This window comes from Bifidobacterium ramosum, from assembly GCF_009299505.1.
Lineage (GTDB): Bacteria > Actinomycetota > Actinomycetes > Actinomycetales > Bifidobacteriaceae > Bifidobacterium > Bifidobacterium ramosum.
On the sequence record NZ_WBSM01000011.1, the window covers coordinates 20575 to 41982 of the forward strand.

The following is a 21408-nucleotide window of genomic DNA, read 5'->3' on the forward strand; positions in this document are numbered from 1 at the left end:
ATGTGCTGGGCACAGACAATGACGCCGGCGTAGAATCGGTATGGATTATCGATACACATACCGGGGGCAATCCAATGACGCATCCACGTATCATCCCGCTTTCGCAGACCGAAACCAGTCGCTACCACGTCCGTGATGCCGGCGGCACCGCGACGCTCAACCACGGCCCCGAACGCGAGGTCGTCGATCTCGCCGATCTCGGCTGGCGGTTCGCCTGCGGTCACGGCGACGACGACATCCTCGACCCGGCGACCGCCGCCGCGCCCGACTTCGACGATTCCGGCTGGGAACCGGTCACGTTGCCGCACACATGGAACGCGCTCGACACGAACGACGGCGTGCGCGGCAACATGAACCGCACGGTCGGCTGGTATCGCGCGCATCTGCATGTGCCCGTCTCCCCCGGCCGGCGCACGTATCTCGAGTTCGACGGGGTGAACTCGATCACGTCGCTGTACGTGGATGGCCGCGCGCTCGCGCCGCTCAGCGCCGATCCGCGGGACACGGCCTGGAACACCGGCGATCCGGCGCATCTGGGCGGCTATGCGATGTTCCGTTATGACCTGACCGACGCGCTGCTCGATGCCGTCAGCACCACGGCTGATCACGACGCCGCGACCGGTAACGACGCCGCGCCCGCGGACGGCACAGCCGACGGCGATGTACGCGATGTGGACGTCGTGATCGCCGTGCGCGTCGATAACCGGCGCGATCTGCGTGTAGCCCCGCTGTTCGCCGACTTCAACTTCTACGGCGGCATCTACCGTCCGGCGCGGCTCGTGCGGACCGCCGACGTGCATCTCGCGCTCGACGATCACGGCGCGTCGGGCCTGCGCGTCGTCACGCCGAACGCAGGCCGCAGCGAGTCGGTCGAACGGCCCGACCATCTCGGCCTGACGCGAATCGAAGCGGACATCGTCAATGATGCCGATCGCGAACGCCATGTGCTCGTCCGCACGACGATCGTCGCACCGAGCGCGACTGCCGCCGGGAACGCATCGGCCACAACCGTCACCGACGGCACTGCACTCCCCATCGCCGACGATGCACACGATGTCACCGTTGCCAACGATGTAACCAACGTCACGCTCGCCCCACGCGAACGCAGACATGTCAAGGTCACACTGGAAATCAAGAATCCCCATCTATGGCAGCCGATCGACTACTCGCGCGGCGCGACGAACGATGACGTCGCGTACCAGTACAACGTTCGCATGACCGTGATCGATACCGAGTCTCCGGCCAAGTTCGCGGTCGGAAACGGAAAGATTGCTCCGCTCGCGGCGCTCGGTCGAAATGACAATACTGCAGAGGCTCCCGGTCGACATGACGGCAATGGTGACGCGAGATCGCAGCCGGCCACCGCACCCACCGGCACACCGCTCGACTCGGTCGCCGAGCGCATCGGCTACCGCTGGTTCCACGTCAGCCACGACCACGGCTTCTTCATCAACGGCCGCTCGCATCCGCTGCGCGGCGTCACGCGGCATCAGGACCGCGAGGGACTCGGCAATGCGCTGCACGATGCGCAGCATCTCGAGGACTTCACGATCATCATGCAGATGGGCGTGAACTACCTGCGTCTCGCGCACTATCCGCACGCGAACTACTTCTACGACCTGTGCGACGCGAACGGCGTGATCGTGTGGGCGGAGATCCCGTTCATCGACTGGGTCGGCGAGGACGAACGGTTCGCGGACGTAACGAAAGAACAGCTGGTCGAGCTGATCCGCCAGCAGGGCAACCGCCCGTCGATCTGCTTCTGGGGCCTGCAGAACGAGGTCGGCAACCACAACACCGCGAACCAGTGGATCGCGATGCCGCAACTGTCGCGCGAACTCAACGACCTCGCACACACCGAGGACGCGACCCGCTACACCACGCAGGCCGCCGACCAGGACGAAACCGCCAGTTCGCGCGGCAACTGGGCGAGCGACATCATCTCGTGGAACATGTACCCCGGCTGGTATTCGCAGCCCGGCTTCGGCGCGCTCATCGAGCAGAAGCGTTCGATCGAGAGCCGCCCGCTCGGCCTGTCGGAGTACGGCACGGGCGCGAGCATCGACCAGCACGAGCTGCATCCGAACGCGCACAAGACGCGGCCGAACAGCTACTGGCAGCCTGAGGAATACCAGTCGATGCAGCATGAGGAGGCGCTGGCGTACATCAACGCGCACGACTGGCTGTGGTCGACGTCGTTGTGGAACATGTTCGATTTCGGCGTGGATCACCGGCCGAGCGAGGCGGGACGCTTCGAGATCAACAACAAGGGTCTCGTGACGTGGGACCGGCGCGTGAAGAAGGACGCGTTCTACCTGCACAAGGCGAACTGGAACCGGCTCGACCCGTTCGTGTACATCGCGTCGCGGCGGTACACGGCGCGCGAGGAGGGGCCGAGCACGGTGCGCGTGTACTCGAATCTCGACCGCGTGTGGCTGCAGGTTGCGCATGACGGCGCGGCTGCGGTGCGCTATGATGCGCGGGCGTGCGGCAACGGCGTGTTCACGGTCGACGGGCTGCTGAATGAGTCGGGCGTGTATACGATCTGGGCGTACGGCGTGGCTGATGATGGCGGCTGCGAGGGTGAAGACGGTGCGGTTTCGCCGGACGATGGTGCGGCGTATGTAAACGTGTACGCGGATCAGGTGATCTGGACACGGCTTGCGGACGGCGATCGGACGACCGGCGGGCGGATCGTGGGTGCGGTCGACGATTCCGATGCCGCGGACGACGGTTCAGATGACGGACGCGCGCGAATCGCGGACGGTGCGCAGATTCCGTGGTCGCTATGGGCGCGGCCGGACAGCGGATTCTCGTTGGACCGCGAGGGACTGCGCATGATCGCGCAACGGCCGCTGCCCGAGATCACGCCCGAACAGTGGCAGGCGGCGTTCTCGTTCAACGGTTCCGGCACGATCGACTTCTACGCGACGCTGCCCACCGGACTGACGCCGGCCGACAAGGCCGTCGTCACCGCGCCGGACGGCACGCAAACCGTCTTCACCGTCGTACAGGGATAGTCCAACCGCCGCATCATCGCCAGCCATCACCACCATCACGTGCCGACCGGCACGTGCCAGTCATCATCGCGCGCCGGCCGGCACGCGCCACCGTCACGCCGTGGCAGAAAACGCTCGCTCAGCACGACCGCAGTGAGCGAAAACCGCCACGCACCACGTGCGTGGCAGGAAACGCTCGCTTGGGGAGTGCTGAGCAAGACATTTCTGCCACGCGATATCAGTCGTGGCAGAAAACGCTCGCCGACGAGGCGCTCAGAGAGACATTTCTGCCACGAGCAGGACGAGAGAGCGTCGCGATCAGCGGGAGGCCTTGATCTTGCGAGCGAGATCGGCATCCCACATCGCGCCGGTGGCGCTCATCACCGCATCGGCGCCGGCCGCGCGGTACGCGGCGTAATCCTCAGGCGCGACCACGCCGCCAAGGCCGATGATCGTGTAGTCCAATCCGAGCTTTTCGCGGATCGCGGCCAGACGCGTCACCATGTCGAGGCCGGCGTGGCGGATCGCGCGGCCGCACACGCCGCTGCGGTCGCGGCCCGCGCCCGGCAGCGCCTGCCGTCCGGCGGCATCGACTAGTCGCGCGGAAATCGTGTTGATCGCGGAGAATGCCTGCACCGAACCGCGCGCGGCCGTCTCGCGCACCATGAACTCAAGTGCGGAATCATCGACGATCGTGCGATCCGGACCCCAGCCGCCGGTCACCTCGGTCGGCGGAATGTACGCGAGCTTGATCGCGAGCGCGCGGTCACCGATCTCGTTCTTCACGGCCTCGGTGATGCGGCCGACCAACGCCGGATCATGGCACAGCAGTCGGTTGTGTCCCTCGTTCGGGCAGCTCGTGTTCATGACCATGAGATCGGCGCCGGTTTCGGTGACGAGCCGCGCGGTAGTGACGTGGTCGGCGATGTAGTCGTCGGTGGTCATGCCTTCCACGCGCGAACCCTGGAAGCTCGGGATGAGCAGCTGGCCCGGGCCGGCGGCTTCGATGGCGCGGCGCATGTCGGGCTGCCATTCGTCCGGGTCGCGCGAGGGCACGCCGAACGAGTTAGAGATGGAGATCGGCTGCTCGTAGCGGGTGTCGGCGAGCACGCCCTCGTCGAGTTCGGCACTGCCCGGAGTGAGCGAGCCGTCGGCGGCCTTCGGGTGCACGGCGAGCACGTTCGGGAACGGGTTGCAGCCCCACGCACGTGAGCGCACGGTCTTGTAGGTGGCGAGGTCGAAGCCCATGCGGAACGCGGCCGTGGTGAAGCGCGAGTTGAGCAGCGGGCCGGCGGGGATGCCGAACGGCAGGTTCACCTGATGGCCGAGGAAGTCGGTGGTCGGCGCACCGGACTGCGCCGCGGCATCACCAGTCGAATCAGCCGCGCCGGCATCCGTCAGCGCCGTGGCGAACGCGCCGAACGGGCCTTGCGCATAGTTGTCGTCGTAGCTCAGGTTGACATCATAGAACGGCTCGAAATCAGTCATGGTACTCTCCAACGGTCGCAATCGGCAGAAATATCACAAAACAGTAATCCCACTGTAAAACACGGCCGCAACGTACACGCGGCACAGCAGGCCATCATGAACGCCGATCATCGAACGCGCCGCATCCCAACGCAACCGATCATCGATCGGCACGAGCCTGCACAACCGGCCTCACAACACAACCAGCCTCGCAACGCAAGCGGGCCGGCACCAACCGGCACCGGCCCACAACGGTCACGGATCAACGCAACGATTCCGCTACGCCATCGCCACCGCGAACGACACCAGCGCGAACAACCCGTTGAGGATCACGAACGTGAGGAACCATCCCGACGTCCACCCCCAGTACGTGCCGGGCGCAGACCGGTTCACGCGCCGGTACTCGCGCAGTCCCCAGCCGTATTTGACAAGCACATAGATCAGCCCGCCGATACCGACAACCAGCAGCGCCACGCCGTATACCATGTTGCCCGCGTCGCCGAAGCTCGCCGCGAACTCGGACAGCACGCCGCCGAGGATCGCATTGTTGAAGATGTGCAGCGCGATCGACCAGATCAGCGAATACTCCATCGCGACGAACGCGAACACAAGGCCGCAGCAGAACGCGAACACGCCCTGCACCACGTCGTCATGGAACAGCGCGAACATGAGCGACGACGTGACGATCGCGAAGTTCTTGCCGAGCGGCTTGAGCTCGCGCATGAGCACGCCACGGAACACCGTCTCCTCCACGATCGGCCCGATCAGGCCGATGTACAGCCACATGCTGATGGTGACGGCCGACTCGTCGATGCTGTCGGACGTGGGCGAGGCGAGCGTGATACCGAGTGCGGCGAACGCGATCTGGATGAGTTGCAGCACGCCCTGAATGCCGATGATGAGCGCGACGAACACGGCGAACCATGCGGGACGCATGTGCGCGCGGGGTTCGTTCGGGTTGGCGAGGTTAGCGGGGCTGACGGAGTTGGCGGAACCGGCGACGGCGGTCGGGTCGCCGAGCCAGAACGCGCGCGTGAGAATCGTGCGATGGCGCATGAGCAGCATGAACAGGAAACCGACCGCGACCGAAATCAGGCTCAGCACGCCGACCCACTGCACGCTGGTCTGGGCGAGATCCTGCTCGATCTGTTGGAAGTTCTCGGGGGACGGCGTGTTCGCGAGGCGCGATCCAGCGACGCGTTCGATCGTGGCGAGGACGCCCATGATCATGCCGGCGACGATGCTCACGCCGGTGAAGACCGCCTGGTAGGCGAGGATGAGGCCGGCCGGGCGACCGACGGCCTTGCGCAGGGTGCGGCGGCGGATCTGCTCGGGGGTGGCCTGCGGGTAGGGTGTGGCCGGATAGCCGGCGTAGGGGTACTGAGGGTACGGCTGCTGAGGCGCGTATGGGGACTGGGGATACTGAGGCGGCTGTTGACCACCTTGCGGCGGATACTGCCCGCCTTGCTGGTACGGCTGGTATTGCGGCTGCGGGGCCTGCTGAGGCTGCGGGGCCTGCGGATACGCGCCTGACTGATACTGCGGATATGCGCCCTGCGGCAACGGCTGCGGCGGATAGTACTGGCCGGCGGGCTGCTGCTGCGGCTGCTCGGATGCATCCGATTGTTCGGGCGAAGGCGTCGGCGACGATGGAGCTGATTCCGTCGGCGACGGCTGCTGCGATTCAGGCTGTTGGGGTGCCGGCAGGTCATCCTGCGGCTGAGGTTCATTGATGCTCATGCGGACCAGCCTAACCGCGTTTGCTGAACGATTCGTGACCGTGCCCACAGGCGTTGACAAGGAACGGCCGACGCGACGCCGGTTACAATAAGGCATCATGACAAGTCTGGAGGGGAAGCCACTGACGGTGGCGGCGGTCGACAACGATCGCATGGCATTGCTGGCGTTGAAGGGGATCATGCCGCAGCTGCTGCCGGAATCACGCTGGCTGTGGGGTGCGGAAACCGCAGAGGATGCGGTGCATAAGGCACTGGCTCCTGTCACCCGGCCGGACGTGCTGCTGGTGGACATGTCGCTCGGCGAGGCGACCGGCGTGAGCGTGTGCCGACGGATCCGCCAACGCTCCGACCGCATCGCTCTGCTGGCGATCACCGCGTTCGCTGTGGACACTTATGCCGAACGGGTGGCGGGGGCCGGAGCACAAGGCATCGTGTCGAAGGCCGATATTCCGCAGCTCGCACAGGCGTTGCGCGCGGTGGCCGGCGGTGGCGTCTTCGCACCGACGGGTCTCCGGGAGCAAGTCATGTTTCGTACGCCGGCCGAATCGTATCGCATGCTCATCGAGGCAGAGGACAGCATAAACACCAACAAGGCTGGCGTGCCCAGACTCGGTGCGAAGGAGGTGGAAACGCTGCATCTGCTAGCGCAGGGGCTAAGCTACGACGAGATCGCCGCCCGATGGGGAGTTGCCGCTTCGACCGTGCGCACCCACGCCCATCGTGCCGTCGACAAGCTCGGTGCCCATTCCCTCGCCCATGCCATTGCGATATGGCTTTCTCAAAGCTGAGAGGCAGATTTCATCTTGTGCGGAGGTCTTTCTCCAAACTGAGAGGCAGCCGTTCCCCGCAAGAAGCACTTGTGCACCCTGTTGTATCGTGACAATACCGAGCATAAGCCAATGGGCTGCCTCTCAGTTTGGAGAAAGACCCCCGTCGGACGAATAATCTGCCTCTCAGTTTGCAGGAAGCTGTTCGTTATACGCTCGGTTTGACGATTATTTGCCTCTTGATCGTCAAACTGCACGATGGCCACCTCAATCAAGCGGGATTTCCGCGCCGACCATCCACGCACCATCCTGCGCCCCGGCATGCAACGCACCACCGAGCGCCTCGATTGCGGCGCGATGCACGCGAATGCCATTGCCGCGCCCATGCCCATACGCCAAGGTCTTCGCGTCATCGACGGCGAGCGCATTGACCTCGTTGATACGGACGCCTCGCCCGTCAACGGCGATATGCAAGGTATACGCCGCCTCGCCGTTTGCGCTTATGTCGCCATCCACCGCCGAAACGGCTACACCGTGCCGCACGATGTTCGCGTAGATCTCCTCGATCAGCCCCATCACCACACGTCGTACGGCGACCGGCACCACGACATCGGATGCCACGTTCAGCCGCGTCACCCCACGCAGCCCCAGCATGGCCATCACGCGGTCCTGATCCTCGACGTATTTTTCCAGTTGCACATCGAAAGACCGCCCGCCGCGGACGAGCCCATCAACTGTTCCGTCCACCAGATCCGTGCCATTCTGCCCCGCGCCAGCCTCTCCGAGTTCGCGCTTGCCGTTGAGCACGTCGATCACCTCGTGCACGCGGTCGAGCGCGTGATGCGACCGTTCGTAGATCGCGTCCAGCATCTCGTCCACATCGCCAGCCCCCGCATCGCCCGCCCCGGCCGCTTTCGCCCGCCACGCGAGCATCGCGATCGTGGACATGTCGTTAGCCACCGAGTCATGGATCATGTGCGCGAGCTCCTGCTCCCGTGTGACCCGCCCGAGCAACCGTTCGCTGCGTGCCGCCCGTTCGTTGGCTTCGGCCGTGCGTCGGAACGCCGAGCCGAACATGACCAGAAACCCGATACCCATCAGATTCAGCGCGACCGTGAACACGAACACGATCAGCGAATACTGCGGCAGTACCGCGGCAATATCCGTTCGCGCGCCCGTCACGCCGGTCAAGTCCATCGTGCCGGCTGTACCCGAAGCCGCCGCATCGTTCGCCTCGATCTCCCCGATACCGTCGATCATCCCACGGACCACACTGCCGCCGATCGATCCGGTATGCAGCAGTACGAAGCCGGCCGCGTCGAGCACCGCATACCCGACCGTCACCGCGACCGCGCCCCATCTCGGCAGCAGATACCCCAGCGCGAGCAGCGCGGTGAACGACACGACGTCGCCGGCCGCCAGCAGATCCGGCAACGTCAGACACGGCAACGCCACGATGCAGACGATCAGTGCGATCACGCGCGATGCCCGCGGTATGACCGGAATCGCTGCGGCGAACGCCAGGCAGGCCAGTGCGACGATCATCTGCGCCGGCGATTGCGGCGGTCTGACGATCAATTCCACCACGATGGCCACGCAGCCGATGATCGTGTTCTTTTCGAGAAAATGCGGTTCGCGCCACCATGCGCGGATGCCGGCGAGCGCACGTCGCGAAGCGGACGGGAACGACGGAGACGACGGGGATGGCGAGGAGGATGCCGACGTTGGCATGGCGGTCACGCTTTCGGTTGCGGTTGGCGGGAGGACGGTTGCACTGGCTGCCGTATCGGCTGTCGCGACGGCTGCGATGACCTCGGCACCGGTGGGTTCTCCGATGCTGACGTCGGCGTCGGCATACGGTCGAATCGCACGCCGCGCGGATCACTCGGCATGATCATGAGCACGACCGACACGAGGAACGACAGCAGTGATAGTACGATGAGCGTGAGCACCGTCACGACGATGGTCTGCATGCCGTCCGCGGCCGAGTCGCCGCCGGCCAGCGAGCTGATGATCACGACGGCGAGCGAAACCACGAACGCGCCGACCGACAGCACTGTCGGCAGTATTACCCACCAGCCGCGCAGGTTCTCGTCGTGCAGCCGGCGGATCGACAGCGACAGGTTCGGCAGGAACAGGATGATCTGCGCGACCATCACGGCGTTGCTGACGAAATCGTAGAGCGGTGTGTCGGAGAACGTGTCGCCGTCGCCGTTCAGCCCGATCGCCGATCCGATGCCGTATGCCGCGATGCCGGTCGCCGCGGCGACGATGACACCGAACAGCCAGATCCACCAGTATTCGCCGCGCGACGCGCGCCCATGGAAGATGAACGTCTTGCGGAAGCAGCGAACGATCGCGGATCCGAAACCGATGCCGTACCACGGTGACCACAGCGGCGGTTTCGCGAAGCCGTGACCGCCGCCGGCTGGACCGCCGCCAGTCGCCTCATCCGTACCGGCCATACGCTGCGCATACGTCACGTACGGGTTCTCACTGCCCGCATCCCGCCGCGGCATGAACGGATTCGGTTCGTCGCCCATCGTCGCACTCCCTTCGTCGCCTCTACTCAACCCCATTCTCGCCGATTCGTCCAGTCCGCGCCGCCGCCGTCAACACACGTGTACCGCCTGCGCTTTCGTCGTGCATCGTCGCATACAGTGATACGTACACCGATGAAGGGGATATCAATGAACGATCCGCAGACCGATACGTCGCACACCGGCCCGGTCGGCCCAGCCGACCCGGCCGAATCAACCGTCACCGTCACGTCAGCCACTCCAACCAATCCGACTGGCACAGCCGACACCATGCCCCACGCGCCCGCCGTATGGCAGCCATATCCCGACCGCATCCAGCGCATGTGGCTGGCGAGCGAGGCGCTGCAGTGCGTCTTCTGGCTCGCGGTGTGCGCCGCCGCGGCCGTGGTCTGCCGGCTGAACGACTGGTGGAGCTGGCAGCCGATCGTCATCGGTCTGCTCGCCGCGGTCAACGTGCTCGACTTCGCGTCGCAGCCGCTGCAGACGCGCTACAAGTACGCGTTTCACCGGTTCATGATCGACGACCGGTTCCTGCGCATCCGCACGGGATGGCTGTTCCGCTCGACCGTCACGGTGCCATACAACCGCGTGCAACATGTGGATACGAAACAGGGGCCGCTGCTGCGCAGGTTTGGTCTGACGACGATTGTGATTCATACGGCCGCCACCGCACACGAGATCGCCTCACTGGATGCGGCCGAGGCGGAGCGTGTGACGGCGCTCATCACCGAGCACGTCGCCGCCGCGAAGGAGGACCTGTGATGGGCGGCGCGCATGGCACCGACGGATGGCGCAGGTTGCATCCGGCCGCACTGATCGTTGGCATGATCGGTTCGTTTAAGTCCGCGATCGGCGTGTTGCTTGCCGTCGTCGGCTATCAGATCGTCCGCGACGGATGGTCGCCGTGGATGTTCGTCGGTGCCGTCGCGCTGATCCTGGCGCTCGTCGTCGTGCCGCCGGTCATCGAATGGCTGACCACACGTTACCGACTGGGTGCGGATTCGCTGGAGTTCCGTACGGGATTGTTCTCGCGCACTCGTCGCACGATCGGCTATGCGGCGATCCATGCGATCGACGGCACGGCACCGGTGTACTTCCAGCCGTTCGGCGTGGTGCGATTGACGATCACGGCCGCCGGATCGGATGCGAACATCACGCTCGACGCGGTGCCGGTCGCGCTGCAGCTCGAACTCGAATCGCTGCGGTCGGCCAGTCACGACGGGCATGCTGCCGATGATGGCCGTTGCGCTGCACACGCCGATGTTGCCGCGACCGGCACGGGCCTGAATCCCGGACCGGCTCTCGCCGCGGGTTCGCCGCTCAGCCCGTATCCTACGGCTGCACACGTAGTCACCGCCGCCGCACACGCCGCAAACGTTCCCAGCGTCGCAAACGTTACCAGCATCGCAAACGTACGCATCCCGTCCTCCACAGGCGCATGCGGTACCATCGTGGACACATCGGTAGACGGTATGGCACCGTCCACGCCCGTGGCGACCTTATCAACCGGCGATACCGAACCGTCGTCCGCCACGAGATCGGCACCGCGGCCCGCAACGACCACGACTGCCGCTGCCGTCTCGCGCACCGTTTCCTCCATACCGCCGGCATCAGTAGCATCTGCACCATCCACGGCATCAGCCACCGCCGACCGCCCGGTGTTCCGCGCATCCGTGCGCGACATCCTGCTGTTCGCGATCACTGACCTCGGCTTTCTCGCCGCCGCGCTCGCGGTCTATGCAGCCTTCGACAAAGTCCGCGATTTCATCCCTCGCACGTGGATGCGCACCGCCACGCAGTCGGTCGATGCGATCGTCGCGCAAGGCGTGCTGTCGGTCGTACTGCTCGCACTGGCGTGCGTGATCGCGCTCATGATCGTGAGCATCGTCTCGGCGATGCTGCGGTTCTACGGGTTCGAAGTGTGGCGTCGCGGCGACGATCTCGTGGTGGTGCGGGGGCTGTTTACGCGCCACACGATGACGTTGCCGGTCCGCCGTATTCAGACGATCGTGATACGGCAGTCGTTGCTGCGGCGACCGTTCGGCTTGTGTTCGGTGAGTCTTGGCTTGAGCTCGTCAGTTGACAACGATGGCGATGATGCGAACGACGGCGGCAATGCGGCAAATATTCTGCCGGTCGTGGGGATGCGTCGCGTGACTGCATTGCTGCACGTGATGCTGCCGGAGTGGGATGTGCGCAACGATCTGCCGGTACGGCGGACGGGGCACGGGTTGACACGGTATTACGTGACGCTGCCGGCGGCGCTCGGCGTGGCGACGACGGCGCTCGCGGCCACGGTCGTGATCGTGCAGGGTTGGTCGGGCAACTGGCTGCTGCGGATGATTCCGGCGGTGCCGTTCGTGATTTTCGCGTGGTGGACAGCGAGCCGTTGGCTGCGTTCGCAGGTCGACGGTTACACGTTGATGGATGACGCAGCGGATGGCGGAACACCGCGCAGGATGCAGGTATCGGATGCGACGAATGGCAAGGCAGACCGTGGGACACCGCGTAGGATGAACGCGGCGGGGGCGACGGATAATGTGATCGACGCGACATCTGGCAGTGCTGACGCGGCGTCGGACATCACGATGAACACGGCAACGGACGCTGCGAACGTTGGCACTGGCACACCGCTGCCTCACCGCATTATGGTGACCGGCGCAAGCGGGCTGACGCGGTTCACGATGGTCACCCGCCGCTCGCGGGTGCAGTCGGCTATTCGCAAAACAGCGGTATGGCGTGCTTCGCGCGGTATCGAAACGCTGCTGATGCCATTGTTCGTCACCAACGATACCGACGAACTGCGGTTCCAGTTCATCCGCCGGTCCGACGCCGACCGTCTCACCGCCTGGCTCGAGTCCTAGCCTCGCCCCGGCATCCCACCGGCGGTGTCACTCATCCCCATCCCTTCTAACGGACATACAGCCGATTCCACGCTCGTATCGGCTGTATGTCCGTCAGTGGTGCAGTGCGCAAACCCGAGGAACAGCCAGCAAAAACACAGCTCTACCCCCTCAACGGACATACAGCCGAAAACGATAGGCAAATCGACTGTATGTCCGTTAAGAGTAGCGCGCACAGTATCAAGAAAGACCATCAGGGAATACGACCCCCACCTTCAACGGACATACAGCCGATACGAGCGCAAAATCGGCTGTATGTCCGTCAGGGGGTTAGCGCATGTCCATCGTCGAGACACCACCGCTGCCGCTACCCTAGTAGCGCCAAGAGGTCGTCCTTGGTGAGCGCGGCGACGGAACGGCCGGTGGATGACGACGCGGCGTCCACGAACCGCTCAGCGAGGTCGGTCTTCGACCGCTGCAAATTCAGGATTCGCTCCTCGATCGTGTCCTTCGCAACGATCTGGTACACGTTCACGTCCTGCGTTTGCCCGATGCGGTGCGCGCGGTCGGTGGCCTGATTCTGCGCGGCCGCATTCCACCACGGGTCGGCGTGTACGACCACGCACGCGCCGGTCAGGTTCAAGCCGGTGTTGCCGGCCTTGAGCGAGATGAGGAACACGGGCGTCTCGTCGCGGTTGAACTGGTCGACCAGTTCCAGACGCCGCTTCTTCGGCGTCGCGCCAGTGATGACATCGTATGCGACACCGTTCGCCCGCAGCCGCTCAGCGATCAGGTCAAGGTAGCTCGTGAACTGCGAGAAGATGAGCATCTTGCGTCCGGCGTCACGGCACGAGTCGACCAGCTCGGCGATCGCGTCGAGCTTGGCGGAACTCACCTTGCCGTGTTTCACCGGCTGTTTCACGGACGATTGGGCGAGCATATCACCTTGTTCCACAGCCTGTTTCACAGATTGTTCCGCACCTTGTTCCGCACCTTGTTCCACAGCCTGTTCCACGATCCTGCCGCCGTTTGCGCCATCCACGGCATCCGCCCGCCCGGCATTGTCGTACAACAGCCGCGGATCGCAGCACACCTGCCGCAGCTTCGTCAGCTGCGCGAGGATCTGAATCTTGCCGGTGTTGAAGTCGGCCGGTTTCTGCTTGAGGATCGCCGACCGCAACTGCTGCTCGAGCGCCGCATACAGTTTGCGCTGTTCGCCGGCGAGCTGCACGGTGATGACGTTCTCGATTTTGTCAGGCAGGTCCTTGAGCACCTGCGATTTGAGTCGACGCAGAATGAACGGCCCGACGAACGACTGCAACTTGCGTTGCGCGGATTCGTCGCCGCTGAGGATCGGCATTTCGAACCGTTCGCGGAAATGCGCGTAACTGCCAAGCATGCCGGGCATGAGAAAGTCGAAGATGCTCCACAATTCGCTGAGCCGGTTTTCGATTGGCGTGCCGGTGAGTGCGAACCTATGCGCCGCTGCGATCGATCGCACCGCCTTCGCGGCCTTGGTCGCCGCGTTCTTGATGTACTGCGCCTCGTCCAGCGTCATGCAGTAGAACGCAAGGCCGGCGTAGTCGTCGATGTCGCGGCGCAGCAAATCGTACGACGTGACGAGCAGGTCGGGTATGTCCGTCGTCGTGCCATCGTTCGCACCGTCCGCATCATCTCGCACAGCCTGCCGGTCGTCCTGCTGAGCATCGCGGATCTCACTCAACGTCGCACGACGCGACGCCTTCGATCCGGCGACCGTCTCGACGCGCAGCGACGTCGCGAACTTGGCCGCCTCCGCCGCCCAGTTGTACACCAGCGACGCCGGGCAGACGATAAGGCTCGGCGTGCACGCGGCCCGCGCCTCATCGCGCCGCGCCAGCAGGAACGACAGCAGCTGCACCGTCTTGCCGAGACCCATTTCGTCGGCGAGGATGCCGCCGAATCCCTTGTCGCACACCGCGTTGAGCCAGCGGAATCCCTCGGCCTGATACGGCCGCAGCACGTCGGCCAGCGATGCGGGCACGTGGTATGCGTTCGGGTCGATCACGCGCAGGTCATTCAGATATGCACGGAAGCTCGCGTCTTTGCCCGCGTCGTCGATCTGGCTGTCGAGATAGTACGCCTCGAATGCGGGCACCGTGACCGCGCCGGTTTCGAGTTCCGACGGCTTGAGTCCCAGATCGGCGGCGACGTCGTCGAGCGCGGACGTGTCGACGGTGCGCAGGTCGACGAACGCGCCGTTGCGCAGACGATGAAAACGTTTGCGCTTGCGATAGCTGGCGAGCAGCGCGGGCACGTCGTCTGGGTCGATTTCGTCGGCGATGGGCGAGATCTCGACCAATCCCGACCGCACCGACAGACCGACCTTGATGGTGGGGCGAGGCATGGCCGCCAGCCCATCGAACGCGGGTGTGGCGTACACGTCGCCGAGGCCGCGCAGCACCGGCAGCCCTTCGGTAAGCAGCTTGTACACCGCGTTGTCGTCAGATTCGGGGATGAACGCGACCGCGCCGCTCGGTCGCGGGAAGTAGTGGAGTACCGCCTCGACGGCGAGTCGTTCGGCGTCCTTGTCGCGCAGCTGGTCGTCGGGCGCGTGGCCGATGCCGTCGAACACGTGGTAGCGTTTGTTGCCGTAGCGCGCCTGCACGTCGCAGGTGATGCCGTGCAGGTCACGGTCGAGGTAGATCGCAATGCGGCAGGGCACACGTATGAGCCGTAGCAGTTCGGGCGGCAGGTCGATGTGCAGTCCGGTGCGCGGCGTTGCGTTCGTTTCGTCGTCGATGGCGGAGGACGGCACTGCACGCGGGTCACGAACGTTGTCATCGTTACGAACGTTGTCATAGTCGGCAACATCATCACCAACGTTGTCATCATGACGAACGTTGTCACGGCTGCGAACGTTGGCGGGACCGGCCGACTCGCCACGTCCGGCCCCGCCGGCGGTCAGCAGCGGCAGCATCGTACGCGCGAACATCGCCACGTCGGCCGCGCCGAGATACAGCGACGCATGATCGTCGTCGCCGCACAGCAACGTCAGCAGATCGCGTTGTTTCGCGAGATTCGCGTCGCACCGGTAGATCGTCGCCGGCGCGACGGCGGCATGCGACTGCGCGCGCGATGCGTTGGCCCGAAGCCATTGCACGATGTCGGTGCCACCCATATTGCCGCCCGGATTGCCGCCCACACCTCCGGGAAACTCGTCGGGGAACCCGTTGACGAACGGTCCGCCGATCGGCGTCGGCGCGTCATGGCCGGCAGCCGTCCCACGCGCGACGGCCGTGTCTCGCGCTCCGCCCGTCGCAGGCCGTCCGCCCGTATCGCCCGTCGTGTTCGCATCCGCCGCCAGCACCGCCGCGGACAACGGCCGCACGATCACATACGTCGACCGCTGCCCGGCAATGAATCGCTCCACGCACTGCGTGTGCCGCAGCCAGTACCCAGCCGGCGCGGCGCTGTCATCGTCGACCCGTCGCGCGCCGAACGTACCGGTCGCGCCAACCATGCCGGACGCATCGCCGGTCGCACCATCCGCATCATCCGCACCGCTCCCCTCGGCCCGCGTCATCGACAGTCCCAGATCGGGGTCGCCATCCACCACGCGCGTCGGCATGACCGGCATGTAGTACCGCGCGGACGGTGCGTAGTCAATCGTCGCATCCGTACCGGCGTACACGTCGAGCAGATCGGCGATCTCGCCGTCCGACAGCCGCATCGCCGCCGCGTCCGTCCGCCGCAGCGACACGTACGGATCGCTGTCGATTGTGCCACGGATCGTCTGCGCGCGGTCGAGAATGTCGAGCACGGCTTGCGAGCGCCGGTCGAACGCGTCGCGCGTGTGGATGAACGCGAGCTTCTTGCCATACGAGACGAATTCCTGATAGCGGACAGCCTGCAGCAATTCGGCGATGTCCTTGACCACGTAGGAGATGCCGCGCGATGGCACCTGGATGCGCAGTTTGATCGAGCAGCCGGTATCGTCGTGCGTTTCGAGCGTCAGGCGCAGCGTGACGCTGCCGATCGGCATGTGACGAACGGCACCGGTGCAACCGCCGTCGGTGGTGCCACCCGCGTCGGCGATGGTGCCGATCTCCTTGAGCAGGCTGAGCTGACGGTCTTTGGCCTTGGCCTGCATGTCGGCGTCGCGCTGGCGCATGAACGTGGCGAGTTCGCGCGAGGTGCGGCGGACGGCGGGCAGTCGGCCGGCGATCAACCGGCCGTTGGCGGCTCCGTTGCCGGCGCCGGCGACGCGGCGGAACCAGTCGCGGTGACTGTTGTAGGCCATGACGAGTGCGATGACATGTTTGCAGATGCCGGAGAACCGTCCGTATGCGGGGCAGGTGCAGTGCGATGCGACGAGATCGCCGGCGTTGTCGTCGACGTCGACGGAGACGCGATAGTCGTCGGCGTAACGGTCGGCGGCGTTGACGAGCGCGGCGAGGCTGACGCCGGAGTCGGTGACGGCGCAGGTGAAGTCGTGCATGCGGTGTGATGCGAGGATTTCGTTGGCGCGGAAGTATGATCGGCCGCCGCGCTTGCGCAACGTGGTGTCGCTGACAATCGGACCGGCGCCGTAGGACGGGCCGCCTATGTCACCGATACGACGACGCGCCGGATCGGCGTATGTCGACGATGTGGCCGTGCCGCCGAACCGGCGACGGGTCGAGTCGTCGTATGCGTAGGGGTAGGCGTCGCCGTCATACGCGTCGTCGCTGTCGTATGAGCCGTAGGTGACACCGTAGTCATCATCGCCATCGTTGTCATCGTCGTAGCTGCGATAGCCGCCGCGACCGTTGCCGAAGCTGTCGGATCCCGAGCGGGAACCATATACCGACGCATGCCAATCCATATCCGCCGCCCTTCCGATCGCCGCCGCCCATTCGTTCCATCCTACCCGCGTTCCGTCACACGGCGCTCGTCCCGTGAACCTCATTCCTCAGCCTCACCCAGCAAGCTCCGTTCCGCCAGCCTCTTCCGCCAGCCTCTTCCGTCGGACTCGTTCCGTCGGACTCGTTCCGTCCCTCCCCACGCTTGCCGCTCCTTCTCACGGACAACCAGCCGAAAACACCCGCCCAATCGGCTGGTTGTCCGTTGAGGCACAGAGCACGCCTCGTCACGGCAAGAGCAGTCCCGGCGTCATATCTCGCCCCCTCTACGGACAACCAGCCGATCTGGATAGGCAAATCGGCTGGTTGTCCGTTGAATTACAGAGCCACAATGCGACGGAAGCAACCCATGACGCCACATCCCTCTTCCCCCAACGGACAACCAGCCGATTCACCCACCCCGATCGGCTGTATGTCCGTTAGGGGGTGAGAAGGCTAAGAGGTGAGGAATTGAGGTAAGGCAGGGCAAAGCAAGGCGAGAAGAAACAAGGCAAGAGAGGCTGTAACATCCGCAGCGTCTTCGGCACTCCGCCACGACACACCGTCACCTGCCACAACGCATCATCACCCCGTCGTGACGCATCATCAACCGCCACGACATACAAACAACGGACATACAGCCGATTCCGTCGGGGAAATCGGCTGTATGTCCGTTAAAAGAGAGAAGGGAGGGGCAAGCCGCTAGAAAACACAGCGGCAGCGGTAACGATCAGCGATCGGCGATCGGGCCGGCCCACTCCGGCTCGTCCTGCGGCTCGCGGGCGGAGGCGATCGGCTCCTCCGGCAGGTGCTTGGCCGGAATCGTCTTCGGCTTGAACGGGAACCGCTCGGCGCGCATCTTCTCGTACGCGGCGATGTCGTCCTCGTGCTGCAGCGTCAGATCGATGTCGTCGTAACCGTTCATCAGACGCCAACGCACGTAGTCGTTCACCTCGAACGGCAGCGTCACGTCGCCGCAGGTCACGGTGCGATCCTCGAGTGAGACGGTCATCGTGCGGCCCGGCTCCTCCTCGAGCAGCTTCCACAGCAGCTCGACGGACTCCTGCGGCATGATCGCCGCCAGCACGCCGTTCTTCGCGGTGTTGCCGTAGAAGATGTCGGCGAAGCGCGGCGCGATGACCACACGGAATCCGTAGTCATGCAACGCCCACACGGCGTGCTCGCGCGAGGAGCCGATGCCGAAGTCCGGTCCGGCGACCAGAATCTGGCCCTTCGCATACTCGGGCTTGTTGAGCACGAAGTCCGGGTTGCGGCGCCACGCGTAGAACAGCGCGTCGTCGAAGCCGGTCTTGGTGACGCGCTTCAGGAACACGGCCGGAATGATCTGGTCGGTGTCGACGTTGGAGCGGCGCAGCGGCACGCCCACACCGGTCAACGTAGTGAGTTTTTCCATGAAATATCAGTCCTTTACAAGATCAAGATCGACTACAGGTCGGCCGCAAACGGCTCACAGGTCGGCCGGCGACGAGATCGTGCCGCGAATGGCGGTGGCGGCGGCAACCTGCGGCGACGCAAGGTGCGTGCGCGAGCCCTTGCCCTGGCGGCCTTCGAAGTTGCGGTTCGACGTCGAGATCGACCGCTCGTCGGGCACGAGCTTGTCGGGGTTCATGCCGAGGCACATCGAGCAGCCGGCGTTGCGCCATTCCGCGCCGAAGTCCTTGAAGATCTTGTCGAGTCCCTCGCGTTCGGCCTGCAGACGCACGCGCGACGAGGCCGGCACGACGAGCACGCGGTGGATCGACTTGGCCTTGTGATGGCCCTTCATGATCGCCGCGGCCGCGCGTAGATCGTCGATGCGGCCGTTCGTGCACGATCCGATGAACACGGTGTCGACCGGGATGCTCTTGATCGGCGTGCCCGGTTCGAGATCCATATACTTGAGCGCGCGCTCGGCGGCGGCACGCTTGGTCGCGTCCGCGATCTCGCTCGGCACCGGCACGTTCGCCGTGATCGGCAGGCCTTGGCCGGGGTTGGTGCCCCACGTCACGTACGGGCCGAGCTTGGTCGCGTCGATGTCCACAACCTTGTCGAACACCGCGTCGTCGTCGGTCTTCAGCGTCTTCCAGTATTCGACCGCACGATCCCACATCTCGCCTTCCGGCGCGTGCGGACGGCCCTTGAGGTACTCGAACGTCGTCTCGTCGGGCGCGATCATGCCGGCGCGGGCACCGGCCTCGATCGACATGTTGCACACGGTCATGCGCTCGTCCATGCTCATCTTGCGGATCGCTTCGCCGCGGTATTCGATCACGTGGCCCTGGCCGCCGCCGGTGCCGATCTTCGCGATGATCGCGAGGATGACATCCTTTGCAGTCGCGTCGGCCGGCAGCTCGCCGTTGACGTTGATCGCCATCGTCTTGAACGGCTTCAACGACAACGTTTGCGTCGCCATCACATGCTCGACCTCGCTCGTGCCGATGCCGAACGCGAGCGCGCCGAACGCGCCGTGCGTCGAGGTGTGCGAGTCGCCGCACACGATCGTCATGCCCGGCTGCGTGAGGCCCAGGATCGGCGCGAACGCGTGCACGATGCCCTGATCGGCGTCGCCCAGCGGGTGCAGACGCACGCCGAACTCCTTGCAGTTCTTTTCGAGCGTGCTCAGCTGCAGGGCGCTCGTCTTGTCCGGGTTCGGACGGTCGATGTCGACGGTCGGCGTGTTGTGGTCCTCGGTGGCGATGAGCTGATCGACGTGGCGCGGCTTACGTCCTGCGAGTCGCAGGCCCTCGAACGCCTGCGGGCTGGTGACCTCATGCATGAGCATCAGGTCGATGTACAGCAGGTCGGGTGCCCCATCGCTGCCCTTGCGCACCAAATGATCGGCCCAGACCTTTTCGGCCAGTGTCGTTCCCATTCGGATTCCTCCTAATTTTTTCTGCGAGGTCTTGTACTCTCGCGTTCTTCGTGGTATATAGCCTATGATTCGCGGCTCGGACGTCGCCGCGAGCGGCCGGTATATGAGATATGCCGTGGACGCTCTCAAACGGGTTCGCTCGCCATTACCTCGCAACCCGGCCGTCTGCATTTTGCGTTTCACTATGTGAGATGGCATAATCGTCGATTATGACCTCATCCGACACGACGAACGCAGACGGGACGACCATGCCTGAAGAGCTTGACGAAACCACGGCCACGAGCGGCCAGACCACCGACATCGACGATACGACGGACGCCGCGGATGCCGCGGATACAACGGAAGCGGCCGACGCAGCCGAGCCCGCGGACGATGGTGAGATCCACTCCGGCGTCGGCGTGCTCGACAAGACCGTGAAGATCCTCGACGCGCTCGAGTCCGGACCGGCCACGCTCGGTCAGCTCGTCGCGGCGACCGGACTGGCCCGCCCGACCGCGCACCGTCTCGCGATCGCGTTGGAACGGCACCGTTTCGTCCTGCGTGACCAGCACAGCCGCTTCGCGCTCGGCTCGCGTTTCGCCGAGCTTGCGGCAGCCGCCGGCGAGGATCGACTGCTGACGGCGGCCGGTCCGATTCTGCAGACGCTGCTCGACCGCACCGGCGAGTCCGCGCAGATCTATCGTCGGCAGGGCGATCAGCGCGTGTGCATCGCCGCCGTGGAGCGTGCGTCCGGTCTGCGCGATTCGATTCCGGTGGGTGCGATGCTGTCGATGGAGGCCGGTTCGGCCGCGCAGATCCTGCTGGCGTGGGAGGATTCGGAGCGCCTGCATCAGGGACTACGCCACGCCAAGTTCAGCGCCGCGAAGCTGGCCGCTGTGCGCAAGCGCGGCTGGAGCGAGTCGGTGAACGAACGCGAGGAGGGCGTGTGCTCGATCTCCGCGCCGATCCGCAACGCGTCCGGCCAGGTGATCGCCGCGATCTCGATCTCCGGTCCGTCCGGCCGTATGGGCAGCGCTCCCGGCCGCCGTTACGCGCCGCTCGTCATGGCCGCCGGCAAGTACCTCACCGACGCGCTGATCAAGGCCTCCTCCGGCCGCTGATCCGCGGCGTGCCGGCACATCTCCCGGCTTCCGAGCGCTTCCGTCTCGCCCGAGCCCTCTCCCTTAACGGACATACAGCCGATTCCCGTATCAGTTTCGGCTGTATGTCCGTTTTACACATCCAACGTACAACCAGCCGATTCCAACGATGCAAACGGCTGTATGTCCGCTGAGGTTGCTGAGGTTACGGGACATCGCCGCACTCATGCACTAAAGCAC

12 protein-coding genes are annotated in these 21408 nt (G+C 64.8%); 5 read left to right on the forward strand and 7 right to left on the reverse strand.

Annotation, left to right across the window (positions count from 1 at the left end; genetic code table 11):
- Positions 1–74 precede the first annotated feature (74 nt).
- Positions 75–3020, forward strand: coding sequence for a glycoside hydrolase family 2 protein (locus DSM100688_RS09535; protein ID WP_163146868.1), 2946 nt, complete (start codon positions 75–77; stop codon positions 3018–3020).
- A 297-nt stretch (positions 3021–3317) separates the two neighbouring features.
- On the opposite strand, the gene DSM100688_RS09540 is transcribed toward DSM100688_RS09535, so the two are convergent.
- Positions 3318–4487, reverse strand: coding sequence for a beta/alpha barrel domain-containing protein (locus DSM100688_RS09540; RefSeq protein ID WP_152358865.1), 1170 nt, complete (start codon positions 4485–4487; stop codon positions 3318–3320).
- 258 nt (positions 4488–4745) lie between these two features.
- Complete coding sequence (locus DSM100688_RS12240) at positions 4746–6206, reverse strand: CPBP family intramembrane glutamic endopeptidase (protein WP_152358866.1); 1461 nt, start codon at positions 6204–6206, stop codon at positions 4746–4748.
- Between the two features lie 97 nt (positions 6207–6303).
- Between DSM100688_RS12240 and DSM100688_RS09550 the strand changes: the two genes are divergently transcribed.
- Positions 6304–6993: a response regulator transcription factor gene (locus DSM100688_RS09550; RefSeq protein WP_152358867.1), complete on the forward strand. Its 690-nt coding sequence runs from the start codon at positions 6304–6306 to the stop codon at positions 6991–6993.
- A gap of 246 nt (positions 6994–7239) precedes the next feature.
- Here the strand turns inward: DSM100688_RS09550 and DSM100688_RS09555 are convergent, their stop codons facing one another.
- Positions 7240–8568 (reverse strand): histidine kinase, encoded by a 1329-nt coding sequence (locus DSM100688_RS09555; RefSeq protein WP_163146867.1) that lies wholly within the window; start codon positions 8566–8568, stop codon positions 7240–7242.
- A 140-nt stretch (positions 8569–8708) separates the two neighbouring features.
- Positions 8709–9515: a DUF805 domain-containing protein gene (locus tag DSM100688_RS09560; RefSeq protein WP_163146866.1), complete on the reverse strand. Its 807-nt coding sequence runs from the start codon at positions 9513–9515 to the stop codon at positions 8709–8711.
- Positions 9516–9662: 147 nt separating this feature from the next.
- Between DSM100688_RS09560 and DSM100688_RS09565 the strand changes: the two genes are divergently transcribed.
- Together DSM100688_RS09565 and DSM100688_RS09570 are read left to right on the forward strand one after the other, a co-directional pair.
- On the forward strand, positions 9663–10274 hold the full coding sequence (locus DSM100688_RS09565) for a PH domain-containing protein (protein WP_152358870.1): 612 nt from the start codon (positions 9663–9665) through the stop codon (positions 10272–10274).
- Positions 10274–12376 (forward strand): PH domain-containing protein, encoded by a 2103-nt coding sequence (locus DSM100688_RS09570; protein WP_152358871.1) that lies wholly within the window; start codon positions 10274–10276, stop codon positions 12374–12376. Before DSM100688_RS09565 ends, DSM100688_RS09570 begins: the two co-directional genes overlap by 1 nt.
- Before the next feature lie 346 nt (positions 12377–12722).
- On the opposite strand, the gene DSM100688_RS09575 is transcribed toward DSM100688_RS09570, so the two are convergent.
- The 3 genes from DSM100688_RS09575 to leuC all read right to left on the reverse strand — a co-directional run bounded on the left by DSM100688_RS09575 (position 12723) and on the right by leuC (position 20089).
- A complete protein-coding gene (locus DSM100688_RS09575) occupies positions 12723–17201 on the reverse strand; it encodes a DEAD/DEAH box helicase (RefSeq protein WP_163146865.1) in 4479 nt (1492 codons plus the stop codon).
- A 746-nt stretch (positions 17202–17947) separates the two neighbouring features.
- The gene (gene leuD / locus DSM100688_RS09580; RefSeq protein ID WP_152358873.1) at positions 17948–18631 is read right to left on the reverse strand and encodes a 3-isopropylmalate dehydratase small subunit; all 684 of its coding nucleotides are present in this window, start codon (positions 18629–18631) and stop codon (positions 17948–17950) included.
- Between the two features lie 54 nt (positions 18632–18685).
- Positions 18686–20089: a 3-isopropylmalate dehydratase large subunit gene (gene leuC, locus DSM100688_RS09585; RefSeq protein ID WP_152358874.1), complete on the reverse strand. Its 1404-nt coding sequence runs from the start codon at positions 20087–20089 to the stop codon at positions 18686–18688.
- A gap of 209 nt (positions 20090–20298) precedes the next feature.
- Between leuC and DSM100688_RS09590 the strand changes: the two genes are divergently transcribed.
- Positions 20299–21189 (forward strand): IclR family transcriptional regulator, encoded by an 891-nt coding sequence (locus tag DSM100688_RS09590; protein ID WP_239519367.1) that lies wholly within the window; start codon positions 20299–20301, stop codon positions 21187–21189.
- The last annotated feature ends 219 nt before the right edge of the window (positions 21190–21408 follow it).